This is a genomic window from Leptolyngbya cf. ectocarpi LEGE 11479, from assembly GCF_015207065.1.
GTDB lineage: Bacteria > Cyanobacteriota > Cyanobacteriia > Phormidesmidales > Phormidesmidaceae > Leptothoe > Leptothoe ectocarpi.
Genome location: NZ_JADEXP010000110.1, coordinates 1 through 16,825 on the forward strand (window position 1 = coordinate 1; position 16,825 = coordinate 16,825).

General features: G+C 50.7%; 16 protein-coding genes. 9 read left to right on the forward strand and 7 right to left on the reverse strand.

The annotated features are described in order from the left end of the window. Positions 1–563: pyridoxal phosphate-dependent aminotransferase (locus IQ260_RS13420; RefSeq protein WP_193993617.1), on the forward strand; the 563-nt coding region annotated here is incomplete at its 5' end. Positions 564–1,306: 743 nt separating this feature from the next. Here IQ260_RS13420 and IQ260_RS13425 read toward each other — a convergent pair. Continuing rightward, entirely contained in the window at positions 1,307–2,227 is a 921-nt protein-coding gene (locus IQ260_RS13425) for a LysR family transcriptional regulator (protein ID WP_193993618.1), read from the reverse strand. Positions 2,228–2,371: 144 nt separating this feature from the next. Further along, complete coding sequence (locus IQ260_RS13430; protein ID WP_193993619.1) at positions 2,372–3,058, reverse strand: glutathione S-transferase N-terminal domain-containing protein; 687 nt, start codon at positions 3,056–3,058, stop codon at positions 2,372–2,374. Positions 3,059–3,213: 155 nt separating this feature from the next. On the opposite strand from IQ260_RS13430, the gene IQ260_RS13435 reads away from it, so the two are divergent. Together IQ260_RS13435 and IQ260_RS13440 are read left to right on the forward strand one after the other, a co-directional pair. Next, on the forward strand, positions 3,214–3,435 hold the full coding sequence (locus tag IQ260_RS13435) for a hypothetical protein (RefSeq protein ID WP_193993620.1): 222 nt from the start codon (positions 3,214–3,216) through the stop codon (positions 3,433–3,435). Position 3,436: 1 nt separating this feature from the next. Continuing rightward, positions 3,437–4,480: a M42 family metallopeptidase gene (locus IQ260_RS13440; protein WP_193993621.1), complete on the forward strand. Its 1,044-nt coding sequence runs from the start codon at positions 3,437–3,439 to the stop codon at positions 4,478–4,480. A 19-nt stretch (positions 4,481–4,499) separates the two neighbouring features. Here the strand turns inward: IQ260_RS13440 and IQ260_RS13445 are convergent, their stop codons facing one another. Beyond that, positions 4,500–5,177: a hypothetical protein gene (locus IQ260_RS13445; protein WP_193993622.1), complete on the reverse strand. Its 678-nt coding sequence runs from the start codon at positions 5,175–5,177 to the stop codon at positions 4,500–4,502. 297 nt (positions 5,178–5,474) lie between these two features. Then, positions 5,475–7,517, reverse strand: a complete 2,043-nt coding sequence (locus tag IQ260_RS13450) for a hypothetical protein (protein WP_193993623.1) — start codon at positions 7,515–7,517, stop codon at positions 5,475–5,477. 932 nt (positions 7,518–8,449) lie between these two features. Between IQ260_RS13450 and IQ260_RS13455 the strand changes: the two genes are divergently transcribed. After that, entirely contained in the window at positions 8,450–10,177 is a 1,728-nt protein-coding gene (locus tag IQ260_RS13455; protein WP_193993624.1) for an ABC transporter ATP-binding protein, read from the forward strand. A gap of 145 nt (positions 10,178–10,322) precedes the next feature. Then, positions 10,323–11,396, forward strand: coding sequence for a formylglycine-generating enzyme family protein (locus tag IQ260_RS13460; protein ID WP_193993625.1), 1,074 nt, complete (start codon positions 10,323–10,325; stop codon positions 11,394–11,396). Positions 11,397–11,519: 123 nt separating this feature from the next. On the opposite strand, the gene IQ260_RS13465 is transcribed toward IQ260_RS13460, so the two are convergent. Both IQ260_RS13465 and IQ260_RS13470 read right to left on the reverse strand, forming a co-directional pair. After that, the gene (locus IQ260_RS13465) at positions 11,520–11,789 is read right to left on the reverse strand and encodes a hypothetical protein (RefSeq protein ID WP_193993626.1); all 270 of its coding nucleotides are present in this window, start codon (positions 11,787–11,789) and stop codon (positions 11,520–11,522) included. Positions 11,790–11,793: 4 nt separating this feature from the next. Beyond that, complete coding sequence (locus tag IQ260_RS13470; protein WP_193993627.1) at positions 11,794–11,961, reverse strand: hypothetical protein; 168 nt, start codon at positions 11,959–11,961, stop codon at positions 11,794–11,796. A gap of 171 nt (positions 11,962–12,132) precedes the next feature. Here IQ260_RS13470 and IQ260_RS13475 point away from each other — a divergent pair, with 171 nt between their 5' ends. Further along, positions 12,133–14,601 carry an ATP-dependent helicase gene (locus IQ260_RS13475; RefSeq protein WP_228016004.1) on the forward strand — a complete coding sequence of 823 codons (2,469 nt, stop codon included), beginning with the start codon at positions 12,133–12,135 and terminating at the stop codon, positions 14,599–14,601. A 39-nt stretch (positions 14,602–14,640) separates the two neighbouring features. After that, complete coding sequence (locus tag IQ260_RS13480) at positions 14,641–14,946, forward strand: thioredoxin family protein (protein WP_193993628.1); 306 nt, start codon at positions 14,641–14,643, stop codon at positions 14,944–14,946. 193 nt (positions 14,947–15,139) lie between these two features. On the opposite strand, the gene psaK is transcribed toward IQ260_RS13480, so the two are convergent. Further along, positions 15,140–15,403, reverse strand: a complete 264-nt coding sequence (psaK, locus tag IQ260_RS13485; protein WP_193993629.1) for a photosystem I reaction center subunit PsaK — start codon at positions 15,401–15,403, stop codon at positions 15,140–15,142. Between the two features lie 151 nt (positions 15,404–15,554). Here psaK and IQ260_RS13490 point away from each other — a divergent pair, with 151 nt between their 5' ends. Then, the gene (locus IQ260_RS13490) at positions 15,555–15,986 is read left to right on the forward strand and encodes a hypothetical protein (RefSeq protein WP_193993630.1); all 432 of its coding nucleotides are present in this window, start codon (positions 15,555–15,557) and stop codon (positions 15,984–15,986) included. Positions 15,987–16,140: 154 nt separating this feature from the next. Beyond that, the coding region (locus IQ260_RS13495; protein WP_193993631.1) for a cell division protein FtsQ/DivIB at positions 16,141–16,825 on the forward strand (685 nt) is incomplete at its 3' end.

Sequence of the window (16,825 nt, forward strand, 5' to 3'; positions counted from 1 at the left end):
GTCCATCTGGTCATCAGGTGCCCCTGATCGAGCTAAAACAGCTGGCCAATGCGGTGCAGGGGGTATTAGTCATTGACGAAGCCTATGTGGACTTTGCAGAGGAATCGGCATTGAGCCTAGTGCATACCTATGACCATGTGATCGTCATACGCACCCTATCTAAAGGATATGGTTTGGCCGGACTGCGCTTTGGGTTTGGGATCGCCCAGCCCAGCTTACTATCAGGCTTATTTAAGGTGAAGGACAGCTACGGTGTGGATGCGATCGCAAACCGAGTAGCCGCCGCCGCCATAGCTGACCAAGCCTATAAAAATCAACGGGTCGCCCAAATTAAAACCGACCGGCAATACCTAACCACAGCCTTACAATCATTAGGGTTTCAAGTTCCCCCGTCCCATGGCAACTTCGTCCTTGCTACCCATGGTGAGGCGAAAAGACTGCACGACGCCCTGCAGAAAAATGGGATTTGGGTTAGACACTGTGCTGCCGACAAGCTACGCATCACTGTAGGCACACCAGAACAACACCGGCAGCTATTAGACACCCTAGCCGACCTGCTATAGAACAGCTGCAATGCACGTGATTAAGAACACCCAGACCAGCTACAATACTCCACCTTTGGATAATGACAAACATCAACACATTTAGATACATTAATATATGAAACTAAACCCTGGAGCAACGCTAGAAATCTCAGTATTTCAGAGGTGTCATTTACCAGACAACGGTGGTAGATAGTATTGTCTCCGCCGGTAATTACTGAATTTCAGTGTCTCCAAATATCCTGTCAACTAAAATCTCTCCGGTGTCATACGGGGGAGATTTTTCTCTTTGACAGGGATTCAGAGAAGTCGATCTGGTAACAGAGAAGAGTTCAATCACGATTACCTAACATCTGTTATTAACAGCCGCGACTTGGGTACTACCCAACAGCGCCGTAGAATCTCTTTTAATATTTCAGCTATCAGGCTAGACACGTAGGTATCCGAACGATTGCGGAGAAAACAAATATAATCTCTCGAACCAAGAACCGTAAAAACTACATTGCCGATATTGATAGGGAAAATCGTCCTATTTATGACCTGGAGATTATAAATTTACTCTTAAGTACTGGAGAAGAGAACAATAAAACAAGTTAAGTTATCAACAACACTAAATCATGGAGTAACACCGCAATCCACAATCGCTATTAAGTACGGCACCGCTCGGTTCTGGTAGCACAGCCATATGCACGTGGCTATGGATGTAGTGTCTCCAAAATATCCTGTTAATAATCTCCCGAGCAATTAGCAAGGGAGATTTTTTTTTACCGATTCACAGTCGTCACTGGAACCTGGCCCATAGCATCTTTTAGCATGTCCATAAACGCAAAGACGGGGGGCGTTAGCAAGGCATCGGCTAGAGTGGCGACACAAATAGTGCGATAGAACGGTTCTGGTAGACTGTGTACCTGCACACCAGCAGGAATCGGTTCAGCCGCCAAGCGGGGGGATATGGCTGCCCCTAGACCTTTGGCTACCATATTGACAATGGTGGCGTCAGAGCGAATTTGATAGGTAGGTTTAAGCTCAACACCATACTGGCGACCATGGTGGATCACCATGGCATCACAGCTATCGCCATCGGGCGCCATGATCAGTGGGTGGGATGTGAGGACTTCCCAGGTGAGGGGATCTGGCAGAACGACATCCGGCGGAAACAGAACGACAAACTCATCTCGCGTCAGCTTGGAGGCTTCTAAATCGGGGGCATGGGGTAGGTAGGTAATGCCCACATCAGCCTTGCCTTTGCGTAAGTCGGCCTCTACGTCGGGGCGGTCGTCATATTCGGCAATGGTGATTGCGATCGCAGGATACCGCTGACAATACTGGGCCATCACCTCCGGTAAAATGTGGGTGGCGGCACTGCGAAACGCTGCAATTCTTAATTGCCCGCCTTCAAAGCCTTTGGCCAGGTTAGCCTGCTGATAAATATCCGCAATCAGATGCAGCACATGGCGCGCCCGCTCAACAATTTGCTGCCCCACCGGGGTGGGCACCGCCCCATAGCGCCCCCGAGAAAACAGCACCACTCCCAAATCTTCTTCTAATGTGGCGATGGCATAGCTCACAGCCGACTGTGATAGCTGCAACTGCAGGGCTGCCTCACTAAAACTGCCCCCATCAGCCACAGCGATCAGTACTCGCAGCTGCGAGGGTTTTAGTTGCCCTAAGCGATCCTGTGCCATGGTGTCTTTGCAGAATAACCCCACCCATTGTGCCAAGTTCTAGACCATTCACCCATGGAATCCACTGATAGCGTCCATGGAATGGGTTTATGGGAGTTACGGCAAAGCAGGGCACCCACCAGATGATGCCCCTAGGGATAATCTCTATTTTTCTAGATTAAATAGCAGCTTCTTCTCATCGTCAGAGAAAGACTTGGGGGAAGGATTGACCGTCTTTGCTTGCGCATAGGCTTTCTGCACTGCAGGACGGGCCTTAATCGCCTCAAACCAGCGCTGCAGGTGGGGAAAATCGTTTAGATCTTGCCCCTGATTTTCATAGGGCACAATCCAGGGATACATTGACATGTCGGCGATGGAGTAGTTCCCAGCCACATACTCACGATCGGCTAAACGCCGATTGAGCACACCGTAGAGACGGGCTGTTTCTTTAACATAGCGCTTGATGGCATAGGGAATTTTTTCAGGGGCATAGCCCGAAAAATGATGATTTTGCCCCAGCATGGGCCCCAGACCTCCCATCTGCCAGTAGAGCCACTGCATGACCTCAGCTCGCCCCCGCACGTCTGCGGGTAAAAACTGCCCCGTTTTCTCCGCTAGATACTGCAAAATTGCCCCCGACTCAAACAGGCTAATGGGGTCGCCGCCGTCCGTGGGCTCCGGGTCTACAATAGCTGGAATCCTGTTATTGGGAGCAATTTTGAGAAACTCAGGCTGGAACTGATCTCCCTTACCAATATTGATGGGGTGAATGGTGTAAGGAACGTTCGCTTCTTCTAAAAAAATCGTGATCTTGTGGCCGTTGGGGGTGGTCCAATAGTAGAGGTCGATCATGATTCGATGCTTTGTACGAAAACATTGAACTATTGTAGCGTGAGTTTTAAGAGTTGACTTCGACTTCGCTCAGTCGGCTTCGCCTCCTGATAGCTGAGCGAAGTCGAAGCTCAGACTATGGCAGGATAGAACGGTTGCATTAGGGAGCACAGCCCATGGCACTATCAAAAGCGGAATCCAAACAGCTATTAGAGCGAATAATTTTTGAAGAAACCGCTCCCAAAGACTGGGTGCAGGATGTGTGGGGCCTGAGCCCCATGCATGGTGACGAGGCGGCCAAACTATTTGACGTATTTGAGGCGTTGATTGAGTGCTGCTCTGAAGAAAAACTAGAAAATTTGGTACAAAGTCTAGTGAGAGCCCAAGCGGAGGCGTAGCATGAGCACCTGGGATGCGGACCGATTTTTTACGGTAATTGAGGAGTTAGTCCTGTGTCATTCTCCCAGCGGTGTGGAAAATGAGGTGAATCGCTATATTCAGCAGTGGTTAGATCGTCTTGATGTCGAGCATTGGCAGGATGAAGCTGACAATATTGTTGTTAAAATCCCAGGCCGCACCAGTGAGGGAGCCATTGCTGTGACGGCCCACAAGGATGAGATTGGTGGGCTGGTAAAAGGGATTGAAGCGGGCGGCAGACTCCAGGTTAGACGCTTAGGAGGTTCTTACCCCTGGGTCTATGGAGAAGGTGTTGTGGATCTCTTAGGTGACAAAGAAACAATCTCTGGCATTCTCAGCTTTGGTTCTCGGCATGTTTCCCATGAGTCTCCTCACAAATCCCAACAGGACAATAAAGCTGTTCTATGGGAGACGGCCTGGGTTGAGACTAAACTCTCGACACCAGAATTAGTCAGGGCGGGGATTCGTCCCGGAACTCGTATGGTGGTCGGCAAGCATCGCAAACGGCCTTTTCGTTTAGGGGACCACATTGCTAGCTATACCCTAGACAACAAAGCGTCGGTGGCTATTTTGTTAGGCTTGGCAGAACAGGTTAAGACACCTGCCGTCGATGTGTATTTGGTGGCCTCTGCTAAAGAAGAAGTCGGGGCTATCGGGGCGCTGTATTTTAGTCAGCGACAGCGGCTGAGTCGGCTAATTGCCTTAGAAATTTGTCCCCTGGCCAAGGAGTATCCGATTGTAGATGGGCCGAGGCCAGTGTTGTTTGCCCAGGACAGCTATGGTCTTTATGATGAGTTACTCAATCAAGAGCTGCTTTCAGCAGCGGCGACGGTTGGCATTAATCTACAGCAGGCGGTGGTCTCTCAGTTTGGCAGTGATGCATCGATTGCGACGAAGTTTGGCCATGTGCCACGGGGGGCCTGTTTGAGTTTTCCCACCCAGAATACCCACGGCTATGAAATTGCGGATTTGGGTGCGATCGCAAACTGCCTCACCGTTCTCACCGCATATCTAAACCATCCTTAAAACAGACAGAGCAGGCAGTCTATTCCACATCCCAGGTCCAAACCATAGGTTCCGCTTCAGATGTCGTCACGATAATGACCAAAACCAGACCCTCGCGCTCAATAAACTCCATCCGGCATAGACCAAGACCCGTACCCGCACAGTCTCTCACCTCCTCATAGCCTAAGTCCCGCATATTTTGTACAGAGGTACTGACAGTGTCAAGCGGAGGATGAGTTTTTGGAGCCCAAATAGTTTGATCAATCAGAGCACGGGCCTCAGCATAGGGCATACCAGCTTCCATACCCGTAATAATCTCAGGCAGGGAGTTTTGGTTTTGATTATGCTGAGCAATGTCAACAGAATCAGCCTGAGCAGCTGCAGATGTATCTTTAGAATCAGAAGCATCAGACTGCTCAGGCACAGACATGTCTTTCGTATCTATCGTCTGATCTGGCGCTTGGCTCTGAGCAGAAACTGACTCAGCTAATTGTTCAGACTCTGCAGCCGTATTAACTGAAACTAGGGCCTCAGCACTGTGGGAAACCGTCACAGCTGACTTTTCGGCACCTACAGCCGCATGGGTACTCGCTTGCCGAGAATCAGTCTCCAGTGTGACTTGGTTACTATCTGTGGGTGTGCAGCCTAGACTAAGCACGCCAACAGACAACAGAAGCAAAGCAGTATAGGATTTTCGAGCGTGCATCTTATCTTGCATGAATATTGACTACTGGTGCAATCCAGCAAAGTGCAGGACTAGCCTAACTAGACTACAAACGTCACTCCATGATTCCCCACAGCTTTGATAGCTCTATAGAATCTTCTAAGAAACCTTGCCTGTACGGATTCTGAAAGCTACCCAAAAGTTCATCAGACTTAGAATCATCACAGCAGCAGACAGCAAAAGCCCGAAAAACATAAATGTTTTTCGGGCTTTCATCAAAAATTAGCCGATTTCGCCACAACGCTAAGATTCAGCTATCGGCAAATAAACCAATAGTTCATGAGGTTAGCACTAGTTAACGCGGCAATTTTCCACAATTCTCTGCGTCTCTTTTTGTACACCTAGAGCCCAATCTTCACCAGCCTGCAGAGACTTTTCAACAGTGTCTAGAGCCTGATAAAACAACTGCCAGCCAGCCTCCTCATGCTCATAAGTTTGTTGCAATTCACTCGGGTCTCCTTGAATAAAGTCCAAACCTTCCTGCAATTGGGAGACACCCGTATTGATAAACTCAGTTGCTTCATCCGACTTACCGGCATTAAACAGATTCGCCACCTTGAGGGAAAATCTCAACATAGCCACGGTAATGGGTAGCTGGGAGACAAAACACCCTGTAAAGGGATCAATGTCTGACTTAATACTGCCAATCTCCTCAGGGAGAGCATTGGCATTGGCAGAGAACAACAAAATCCGTAGATAATCGCCCACCTGCTTACCCACTTTTGCCATAGCAATGGCTTCCTGGGCAAAGCCTTCTTTGTCATGGCGCATGATCAAACCAGATGCATGGGCATAGCCTAGGTTTGGCTGCTGCCCACGGGCCGACAGAATATAAGCCTGGTCTTCCGCCCGACCAATAAAGCTAGGGGTAAATGTACGATAGCGGCGCAGACTGTCCACCAGAATGCCGTTGGTACCACCCGTCACATGGATCCGTTGGATAGCCTTAGTTTCCCCATCAAAGTCTGTCCCCGTTGCATAGCGAGTCATCATTTCCGCCTCTGTAGACAGCGCCTGGGGCAGTTTGCTAAAGAACACATACTCATCAGGACTGAGCTTTGGGTCAGGAACCGTCACATCAGGGGTAAAGACTCCGTTGTGGATATCCCGCTGATTGACCAGTGCCCCTGCAATCATCCCCAATTCAATGGGTTGCCCGGAAGAGTCCTGCCCCGTAGCACCCCATAGCGGCGTCTGCAGATGGCCAAAGGCGGTGGCCCCTGTTTGCTCCAGCAGCTCAGCTTGAGGAAAGACCTGATCGAGGTCAATCTTAAAGGTGGCCTTAATGTCCGGATCTACCAGGGAATTCCACAGAGCAGAGATGGCCTTGAGAAAGCTGTAGTGCCGACCATAGCGACCATCCACACCAAACACGGCCAGCATTTTTTTGGCATCTTCATCGGGAGCAAAATGCTCCAGAATAGGCAGTAATACCTTGTCGATCAGACTAGTGGTGTCCGTCTCGGTAAAGGCAAAAATATTGAGCTGTTCCAAAGGCTCACTGGCAGCTAGCACCTGTTTTAGATAGCTTTTACCCAAGGTTTGCAGGCGCTCATGGGTGACAGACACCGACAGCACGCAGTTTACTTTGTCAGTAATACCGGATTGCTCACGCTCAAACTCGACAGCATGGTTTAGGTGCTTGAGACCATAGAGAATTTCATTGCACTCTTCGCCAATACCAATGGGAATGGGGTGATCGTACCAGTAAAGCTGAGGATCATCGGCAGCCTCTGCTAGCTCAGCTTGGAAATCAGCATCAAACTCTGATAGATCGGTCGAGGCCAACGGCATGGTCAGCAGCGCATTGGAGGTAAACAATACTTGCTTAGCCGGGTTTTCAATGGGATTAGGGTTGAGATGGTCAATGGCAACTGTACGCTTTTCCCGTAAAGCATCTACCCGCTCAGCTTCCTGTCCCCAGATGCCCGTACCTTCAGGGAAGAGTACGGACCACACTGCATTGGCTGTAGCCACAGTGTCTCCAGCCGTGTCTGCTAGAGTGGCGGCCATCTGGTCTAGATTGGCCTTAAATTCAGCATCTTGGCCGCAGGCCTGCTCCAGTTCTTGGGCGATCAGCTGCGCACTTTGGGCATAAAATTTAGCTGCTTTGCCCCAATCGGGTGAAGCGGATAGTTTATCTAGATATGTATGGGCTTTAGCAAAACTGGGGTGAGTTTCACCCGCCAAAATAATCAGGAATGCCGCATTAAGATTTTGCAATAACGATGTGTCATCTTGCCCGTCGCTGGTTAATTCCAGGGGGAGAATGGCAGTCGCATCAGCACTTGAAGGCTGAGTTAGAAAATTCAGAATAGGATTGAGGGCTGTCATGAATTTAGAAAAAATGTCTAGGGGACAACTCAAGGATGATTTAGACCGGGGCTGAAGCTCAGCCTCGATCATGTTGAGATACACCCCTATAGTTTTAGGTCAATCTGCCCCAGAGTATGGTGATGCGGACTTCAATTTACTTCGAAGTTCTGCTGAAGTTTTAGTTCTCCTATCTTTCAAATCCTCTTAAAAGCACAGTACATTCCCCCTAAACCCTCTCCATGAGGGATTTCCATGACTGGGTCATCTCCTCCTCGGCTGATTCCAGCCCAATATTGCAGCACATACCAGAAGGAATAGCATTAGGTGGAAGAATGCAATGGGAATAAGAAAAGTTAGTGCCCAGGACGGCCAGCTTCTGACTGTGAGCGAATCGGAGTCAACATTGTTGATAAACGCCTGAATCGTTGACCTCTGTTGATTTTGTTTTTGCCAACCATCACTATAGTAAACAGTCAGAGGAATCCGTTTAGATGAGGTTTGAATCATGAGTCGGCTGATGCCTCTTGGTCGACGCTGTAAGTTCACGCCTTTGAGTTCAGTGATTGGAAAACGGTAGTAGTAAGGGTGACCAAGGCTTACTCTGACGAAACTACAATCGCCTTGCTGAGGACTGATGCGCGTACATTTGAGAACGGCATAGTCGGCAAAACCTCCGAATATGATCATCGCCAATCCTAGAAATCCTGGCATGAATATCAGCCAAACAAAACATTAGCCATTGCCAGTTGACCGCTGTGAGCGGGGAAGTTTCTCTAGTTTCATATCAGGGGCTTCGCGCTAGATGTGTAGTGCTGCGCTCTAAGTCATCGTAAACCTTTTACGAGTGGAGGACGTTCAGGTAGCTGCCGCCTTACCGGTTCAGATGCGCGGATGTGTCTTGCCAAAAAACCTGATAGCGTAATCCATGACATCCCCATCAGACCCACGCTTTGGATAACCGCCCCCATTACTGGCAGCTGCTACCTTATATCCGTCGCCAGCAGGCCATCCTAATTCCTGCTTTTATTTGCACCCTGGTCTTTACTATCTACTGGCCGATTCTCGCTAAACTCGGCGGTCTGGCCATCTCTGCTCTGGTCCAAGGGCAAGTCGCTACATTTGGCCGCATCGCTGCCGTTACCCTTATCGGTCTACTAATCCAAAAGGCGGCCCAGTATGGTCAAGACTCCCTCATGGCTAAGGCCGCGTTTCGGGTAGCTCACCAGCTGCGCACCCGCATCTATAGTCATCTGCAAACCCTCAGCCTCACCTATTTCGAACAAACCAAAACCGGGGACCTAGCTTACCGCCTGACTGAAGATGTGGATCGCATTGGCGAGGTGGTGTACAAACTCTTCCATGATTTTGTTCCTTCGGCACTGCAGCTAGTTGTTATCTTTGGCTACATGATTTATCTCAACTGGCAGCTGACGGCAACGGCGCTGATTCTGGTTCCGCTACTGGCTGTCTTGTCCGGTTGGTTTGGCGAGAAAATGCTGACCGCCGCCCGCCGCAGCCAAGATAAGGTAGCGGATCTCTCTTCGCAGGTAGCGGAGGTCTTTAGTGGCATTCGTTTGGTACAAGCCTTTGCGGCAGAAGACTACGAGATTAAGCGTTTCTCTCACGCATCTGCTAACAATCGGGATGCTCGCTACTCGGTGGCCTGGCTGCAGGCTGTCCAGTTTCCGGTGGTGGGATTTCTATATGCGGGCATGATCGTGATTTTGCTGCTGGTGGGCACCTGGCAGATTAGCCTTGGCAACCTGGCTCGCGAGGGGTTTGGCACCTATGTGATCAATGCCCTGTTGCTGATCGATCCGGTCAATCATGTGATTCAAAACTTTAATGAGTTTAAGCAGGGAGAAGCCTCCATTGACAGGGTGCTAGAGCTTTTTCACATTACGCCCCTGGTGCAAAATGCGCCTGGCGCAACACCGCTACCGGCTGTCACTGGCCAGGTGGACTACCGCGACGTTAGCTTTGCCTATGAGCCTAAGCAGCCGGTGTTAGATCATGTAAATCTCTCCGCTGCCCCTGGACAGACTATTGCCCTGGTAGGTCTCTCGGGTGCGGGAAAAACTACATTAGTTAATCTGTTGTCCCGGTTTTATAATGTGGCAACAGGAGAGGTTTTGATTGATGGTGTGAATATCCAACAGGTAACGCTGCAAAGCCTGCGACGACAGATTGGCATTGTGCCCCAGGAGACTATTTTGTTCTCTGGCACCCTGGCGGAGAATATTGCCTTTGGCCAGGCTGATTTTGACCTGGCAAATGTAAAATCAGCGGCCCAGGCGGCCAATGCCCACGACTTTATCAGCCAGTCTGCCCAGGGTTACCACACCTGGGTGGGAGAGCGGGGGGTGAACCTATCGGGCGGGCAGCGTCAGCGGATTGCGATCGCACGGGCTATCCTCTTCAACCCTAAAATTCTTATCCTAGATGAGGCAACTTCTGCCCTCGATGCGGAGTCAGAAGCGTTAGTACAAGAAGCACTGGAACGACTGATGCAAGGACGGACGGTGTTTGTCATTGCCCATCGCCTAGCAACGGTGCGGCGGTGCGATCGCATCCTTGTAATGGAAAAAGGGCGCATTATTGAATCTGGCACCCATACCGAACTGCTCCACCAGGCAGGTCGCTACGCTAGCTTCTATACCAAACAGTTTCAGCTCTAATGGGATAGAGTGTCCTGGTATTCACTTACAAAACTTTACATATTGGTGGGGTTTTGATTTTTTTTCACCACGAGTTCAGTGTTGTTAGAAATTATGGCGAATTATCTGGTATGGGATACAAGGGTGTCCTTACTTAAGGAAGTTTATGTTCGGCAGTCGCTACCGGGTCATCAAGCAGCTAGAAAATGAGGGTACGACGTACCTGCTCAAGCATGGCGTATGTCAGAATCAGGCACTCTGGAAAAGTCTATCCCCAAATCGTCCATGCTCACGTCGGCAGGCATTAAAGTTTCTAGGGTTTTCGACCGCTAGCGCCATGGTTACCCTCGGGTGCCGAGGCACGGCTGCAGATTTAATGGCGCCGACAGGAAGCCCTCTAAAGACCTCTAGAGTCAAGACGATCCAGGTAGGTGCCGAAGGTCAGATCACCTCAGAAAAATCCATCACAGCCGATTATTTTGATGAGCCCTCCCTACGCTCACAGCTGAGTAAAGCATTGCCTCTGCGTATGGTGCGCATACCGGCGGGGGAGTTTTTGATGGGCTCGCCTCCGACAGAAGCCCAGCGGGAAGAGCAAGAAGGTCCTCAGCGGACGATTCAGGTGCCCAGCTTCTACATAGGTGCCTTTGTGATTACCCAAAGACAGTACGAAGCCGTTATGGGGGATAATCCGTCTTACTTTACCGATGATGACGGTAAAGATGGGGCCAATCTACCGGTAGAGCAAATCACCTGGAACCAGGCTGATACGTTTTGCAAAGAACTCAGTAAGCTGACGGGACGCACCTATCGTCTACCCAGCGAAGCCGAGTGGGAGTATGCCTGTCGGGCTGGGACAACAAACTCTTTTTATTTTGGTGAGGAATTGACAACAGACATTGCTAATTTCTTTGCAGATTTTAGCTTTACTGAAAATTTTGAAGAGAATTATCGCAACACTCCGGTGGCCGCTGACAGCTTCTGGCCCAATGCATTTGGGCTGTATAACATGCATGGCAATGTTTATGAGTGGTGTGCTGACGACTATCACGATAGTTATAAAGGAGCCCCCACGGATGCCAAGCCTTGGATGTCCGGTGGCGCTGCCTCTAAGGTGATGCGAGGAGGCTCGTGGTTTAACGACACACCCTACTGTCGTTCCGCTGCCCGCGACAAAAACAGCCTCACCGGACACAGCAACTCTTGTGGTTTTCGGGTAGTCTGTGAGCCGATTGTTTGATGTTGTCTCCTTAATAAGGCAGAGACTTTTATTAATTCGTCCAAACTCAGATGGTGGAAGCGCGCATAAACAACACTAAGTAGAATGTGCTAGGCGATAGCCGCAACGCATCAGTGCTCTGAGCTAACTTCTTCGAATCAGGTCTAGACCACAAATCCCGGCAAACCCTGCGAAGAAATAGGCGGCAAATTGACCTGGATGAGAATCAAGCAAGGGATAGGCTGAACCAATCAACCGCCCGGAGTGACCACTGGCTGCAAAAATTAATACAAATGCCACTGCACACAGGGCTATGCCTTTGCCCATCACATAGCGTCTATCGTGCGGATATTTAGGGGACATGGGGGACTTGTGCATCGTTGGCTCTCGCCGTTTTAACTGTTTGCCATTCATCGGTCTACTCCCTAGATGCCATCAAAATCAACCCCACACCGCCCCCCATCAGGAGTGCAGCTACACCAGAGACCTCACGATTGGGGATCAGACTAATAGCCGTAAATAGCAACCCGATTCCAAACATAACGCTGCCAAGGATTGCGATCATACGTTCAGAAAAATTCATCATAGCCATCGCCGGACAGGGTCTGGTTCTAATTGTAGAGGGGCAACCGTTTTTTACAGCATTCTGGACATAACTGGTTGAATATCCAGCACTATAGTTTTTTATCCTCTGTTCGTTCTCTGTTTGACTAAGGGAAAAACCCCAGGTTTCACCTGGGGTTTAGTGCAGTACCCTATGGCTGAGAGTTTCATCTGGGAGTTTCATCTAGCGCCCATGGTCGTATCCGATCGGACTGAACAACTTCAGCTATTGCGCGATAGCCTGCGTCCTGGCCAACGTCGCTTGGCCGACTGGCACGGTGGGCCACTGGCCGTATCGGCAGTGCCTGGTTCGGGCAAGTCCACAGGTATGGCAGCTGGGGCTGCGATCGCAATTGCCCAGTTTCAGCTCCACGCCCGCAAACAGCTAGTTCTCGTCACCTTTACTCGCTCAGCCGCAGCCAACCTCAAGGCCAAAGTCCGCCAGCATCTCAAGGAACTCAACCTGCCCTATAACAGCTTTGTTGTCCATACACTGCACGGGTTAGCCCTCAACATCGCCACCCACAACCCCGAAGTCTCCGGTATCAACCTTGACACCACCACACTGGTCTCCCCCAACCAAAGCAACCGGCTGATCCGCACCGCTGTCGAAGCCTGGATTTACGACCAACCCCAGATGTATCAACGCCTGATGGAAGGCCAGAGCTTTGATGGCGAAGAAACCGAACGCCTGCGGCGACAGTCGGTGTTGCGCACAGAGGTGCTGCCTGCTCTAGCCTATACCGCTATCCATGAAGCCAAAAGCTCTGGGCTGCAGCCTGCTGATATCAGCCTCATCGGGCACCAGGCTCCCCCCAATATCTACGAATTATTAGAGGTGGCCGCAGGTCTCTACGAGCAGTACCAAGCCCTGCTCAGCCAGCGAGGACTGATCGATTATGACGACATGATTTTGGCGGCGCTCAAGGCCTTGGACGATCCAGATATCTGTCGTCGCTGGCAAACTCAAATATTTGCAGTGTTTGAAGATGAAGCCCAGGATTCATCGCCGTTGCAGACACAATTACTGGAGAAACTGGCGGCAAATCCAGAGTCTGACCAGGCAGCAGTCAATTATTCAGGCCCCCTAAGTCCCCCAAGTTTGGCGGACTTTGAGATGAGTTCCCCTTCGAAAAAGCCTTCCCAAACCAGGGAGGCTAGCGAAAAAAGCTCCCTCCTCCCAGGAGGGTCTAGGGGAGCTAACCTGGTCCGGGTCGGTGACCCCAATCAGGCGATCAATTCCACGTTTACGCCTGCCGACCCGGTGTTCTTTAATCAGTTTTGTGACGCCAATCGGCCAGAACGGCTGGCCACCATCGCCCAGGCTGGCCGCAGCAGCCCAGTCATTATGACCGCTGCCAACTATGTCCTCACCTGGGTCAACCAGCAGTTTTCTAGCACCACTGCCCCCTTTCGAGAGCAAGCTATTTTGCCAGTGCCGCCCGACGATCCGCAACCTAATGCTAATCCGGCTCCCTTGGGGCAGGGGGTGGAGTTGATGAAACCTGCTGACGTGACCGCCTCCGTTCAGCAAATTGCTGAGCGTGTCAAAGGACTGATAGCTGACTGGAAAGACGCGAACACAATGCCAGCAGAAGCGCCTACCCTGGCAGTGCTAGTGCGGGAAAATCGTCAAGGTCGATTTATTCGAGAACTGCTAGACGATCCTGAGCGGTTGGGTTTTGACTTTGTTGAGACCACCGGGCTAAAAATCTATGATGTGGGCAGTCGCGATCGCAACACCCAAGTCCCCCTAGAAATGTTGCGACTGCTGCAGTTTATTGAGCGCCCCCATTCCCCCGACTATCTCAAAGCAGCCCTCCGTGTCCTCGTCGATCGTCAATGCATTCCTACCCAAGACCTCAACCCTCTAGCGACCAATCCTGAACAGTTTCTCTATCCGGGGCCACTTCACCCCCCACTGACCACCGAAGCCGCCTTACAGGCACGACGCTACTGCAACAGTCTGCTGCGCGCCCGGTTCAATCTGCCGCCCTATCATCTGATTCCCTTTCTGGGCACCACCCTCAACTACAACCAAAGTGAGCTGGCCACCGCCGATAAGCTAGCAGCTCGTATCGCCCAGCAAATTTCAGATAGCAGCCCCAGCACGATGATTGGCGTGCTGCAGGAAATTGTCAGTTCTGAACGGTTCGACGCCATTGAAGCAGAAGACACCGAAGCCCAATACACCCGACCGGGACAGCTCACCATTATCACCATGCACAAAGCCAAGGGTCTGGACTGGGATGCGGTCTTTATTCCCTTTCTCCATGCCAAACTCATCCCTGGCGAACCTTGGGTCCCTCCTCAAACCGAGTTTCTTGGAACTGTTTCCCTACCCGATGTGGCCCGTGCCCAGATTCGCGCCTATGTCCACGGCCACCCATCCATTCCCGATATTCCCACGGCCTGGCACCGTGCCAACGATCTTAAAAAAGCTGAAGAATTCCGCCTACTCTATGTCGCCATGACCCGTGCCAAACGTCTGTTATGGATGAGTGCGGCCCAAAAGGCCCCCTTTGCCTGGAGTAATCCAGATAATTTACAAGAAACAGCCCCCTGTCCGGTCCTACCGGTCTTGGGTAAGTTCTTGCGGGAGTCAGGCACGGAACAGCTTTAGAATTAAAAGCATGTAATTTTCACCCTGCTAAAAAATGCCATGGCTAGAGCGGTTCTAAAATTTTCGTCTGAAGACTGTGGCATCTGCCACAAAATGTCCTTTTATGATGCCAAGGTAGCTGATGAACTGGGGCTAACCTTCGTCGATATCAAAATGCAGGACACCGCCACCTACCGTAAGTATCGCAAAATTTTGCTGGCGGAGTATCCTGACAAGGCAGACATGGGTTGGCCTACCTATATTGTCTGCGAAGAACCGGAAGGGGAGTTCCAAATTTTGGGCACCGTCAAGGGCGGTCATCCAAAGGGAGAGTTTCGGAAACGGCTGCAGGCCGTGGTTGGGTAAGACACTCCACAAAACGTACAGCCGAGCGCCCGCTCAAAAAAAAGCTGGGGTCCGCAATCCCCAGCCTCTCGTGAAAAGATAATGTTGTTAAACGTGAAATGTTATTTGAGGATGCCACAGCGGACCATCTAGCCAGATTGGCCAGATAGCCCACTGAATATAAGTACCTACTCGGATCTAGAGGTAATTCCCCCTAGAGCACACCGATACTAGACAAGCCGATGATGGCTCCAGCACCGATAACGTGCCCTAGACTAGTGCACCCCAACATGGCACCGTGGCCCATACCGCCGAAAAGCTCGGAGGAAGGCAGACCAAGGCCAGTATTCTTGTTCTTAATCCCGTAGCTACCGATTGCGATCGCAATCACGTTACAAATAATCATGACGAGACCCACCTTGGGGCTCCAGGAAACAGTGGCCGGAGCCACTGCCAATAAAGAAGGTAAGTAAAGCAATTTACCGTCTCCTCTCAGAAATAGTATGGTTTTGGAAGCTTGAGGGCCGACTTAGCGCAAACTAAGTACAAACCTTGTCATCATCTTTAATCAACGTGTAATCTGAACGACCGCCTCGTTGCAAGAATTTACAATGGGAGCATAAATGCTTATGGTGCACGGCTTACTTTGGCTACCGTTGCTGATCTTCTTTTTTTGGATCACCTGGGCTGGCTGGAATGAATACCAAAAAGTTGAGACCTACAAACAGTGGGCCACACAGTTTGAGCGGGCCAAATACGACATCTATGCAGCCCTAGGGCAGACTGAGCGCACCCTCACCTGGGGACGACCCACTCGCCAGGGGATCACTGACTTACAAAGCGCTCAGCTTGATCTCGTAGGCAGCATTGAGCTGCTGGTTAAGGGGGAGGGACCCATGAGTCAAACCGTTAACCACCAGACTCAAAAGAGCGAAGCCATCATCCAACTCAACCTAGAGGATGGCAGTACGCCACAAATTCCCTTTACAGATACGGACTTGGCAAAACAGTGGCATGGATTTTTGGTCAAAACGCTAACATCGGCTGAAGATCAGGTGTGAGTAGCGCCAAAGACCTGATCGAAGGCTAACGAGCAAGTAGTTAGGTATTAGCACTGATCCCTGACGGGGAATGGCATGAAAGATTATCCAGGTTGAGACTTTTTTTCAAAGAAGTGTCAGAATACCTGCACTATTGGGAGGTCTGGATGCTTAAATGAATTCTCCAGCTAGCCCTCCCAGCGTTGTTAGCTCTCTACTGGCACCCACATCCCGATTTTCCATGCCAGACATCACCGAATTTTCTCAAAAAAAACTAGCCAATCGTCGAAAAGACCTCAAACGCCGACGGCAAACGCTTTTTTGGCAAAAGCTATGGCGGCATACGGCAATGGTGGGATTAACGATGGGCTGTATCAGTCTGGCCACATCTAGCCGCTGGCAGCTGACGTCTGCTGAACAGGTGCACCTGAGTGGCAATCGGCTGCTGTCAGATGAGGCAGTTTATAAGCTCATGGCCATGGATTATCCCCTGTCTCTCCTCAAGGTGCATCCCCTGGATTTAGAAACCACCCTGATCACCGAGGGACCGATTGCCACGGCCATTGTGCGCCGTCGCCTGCTGCCGCCGGGGCTCAATGTTCGCATTCAAGAACGAACACCTGTTGCGATCGCACTGCCCAATACTGAAGCGGCCATTACATCATTAAATGACGATCCCCGAAGCTTTTCCCAAATGGGTCTGCTGGATGCCAACGGCTATTGGATGCCCTACAGCAGCTTTACCCAGCTAGGTGCCGATGAGCCCGACTTGCAGGTCCAGGGCATGCGTCCTGCCTATCAGAAAGATTGGCCAGCCATCTATCAGGCACTGCAAAAAAATCCAACCCAGATCTCTCAGA

What these genes read in the sequence shown, in the direction of transcription:
- IQ260_RS13430 (WP_193993619.1), bottom strand. Translation starts at nt 3,058, where the DNA reads ATGATCGACCTCTACTATTGGACCACCCCCAACGGCCACAAGATCACG.
- IQ260_RS13470 (WP_193993627.1), bottom strand. Translation starts at nt 11,961, where the DNA reads ATGATGAATTTTTCTGAACGTATGATCGCAATCCTTGGCAGCGTTATG.
- IQ260_RS13490 (WP_193993630.1), top strand. Translation starts at nt 15,555, where the DNA reads ATGGTGCACGGCTTACTTTGGCTACCGTTGCTGATCTTCTTTTTTTGG.
- IQ260_RS13445 (WP_193993622.1), bottom strand. Translation starts at nt 5,177, where the DNA reads ATGCAAGATAAGATGCACGCTCGAAAATCCTATACTGCTTTGCTTCTG.
- IQ260_RS13465 (WP_193993626.1), bottom strand. Translation starts at nt 11,789, where the DNA reads ATGAATGGCAAACAGTTAAAACGGCGAGAGCCAACGATGCACAAGTCC.
- IQ260_RS13440 (WP_193993621.1), top strand. Translation starts at nt 3,437, where the DNA reads ATGAGCACCTGGGATGCGGACCGATTTTTTACGGTAATTGAGGAGTTA.
- IQ260_RS13480 (WP_193993628.1), top strand. Translation starts at nt 14,641, where the DNA reads ATGGCTAGAGCGGTTCTAAAATTTTCGTCTGAAGACTGTGGCATCTGC.
- IQ260_RS13475 (WP_228016004.1), top strand. Translation starts at nt 12,133, where the DNA reads ATGGCTGAGAGTTTCATCTGGGAGTTTCATCTAGCGCCCATGGTCGTA.
- IQ260_RS13425 (WP_193993618.1), bottom strand. Translation starts at nt 2,227, where the DNA reads ATGGCACAGGATCGCTTAGGGCAACTAAAACCCTCGCAGCTGCGAGTA.
- IQ260_RS13435 (WP_193993620.1), top strand. Translation starts at nt 3,214, where the DNA reads ATGGCACTATCAAAAGCGGAATCCAAACAGCTATTAGAGCGAATAATT.
- IQ260_RS13450 (WP_193993623.1), bottom strand. Translation starts at nt 7,517, where the DNA reads ATGACAGCCCTCAATCCTATTCTGAATTTTCTAACTCAGCCTTCAAGT.
- IQ260_RS13460 (WP_193993625.1), top strand. Translation starts at nt 10,323, where the DNA reads ATGTTCGGCAGTCGCTACCGGGTCATCAAGCAGCTAGAAAATGAGGGT.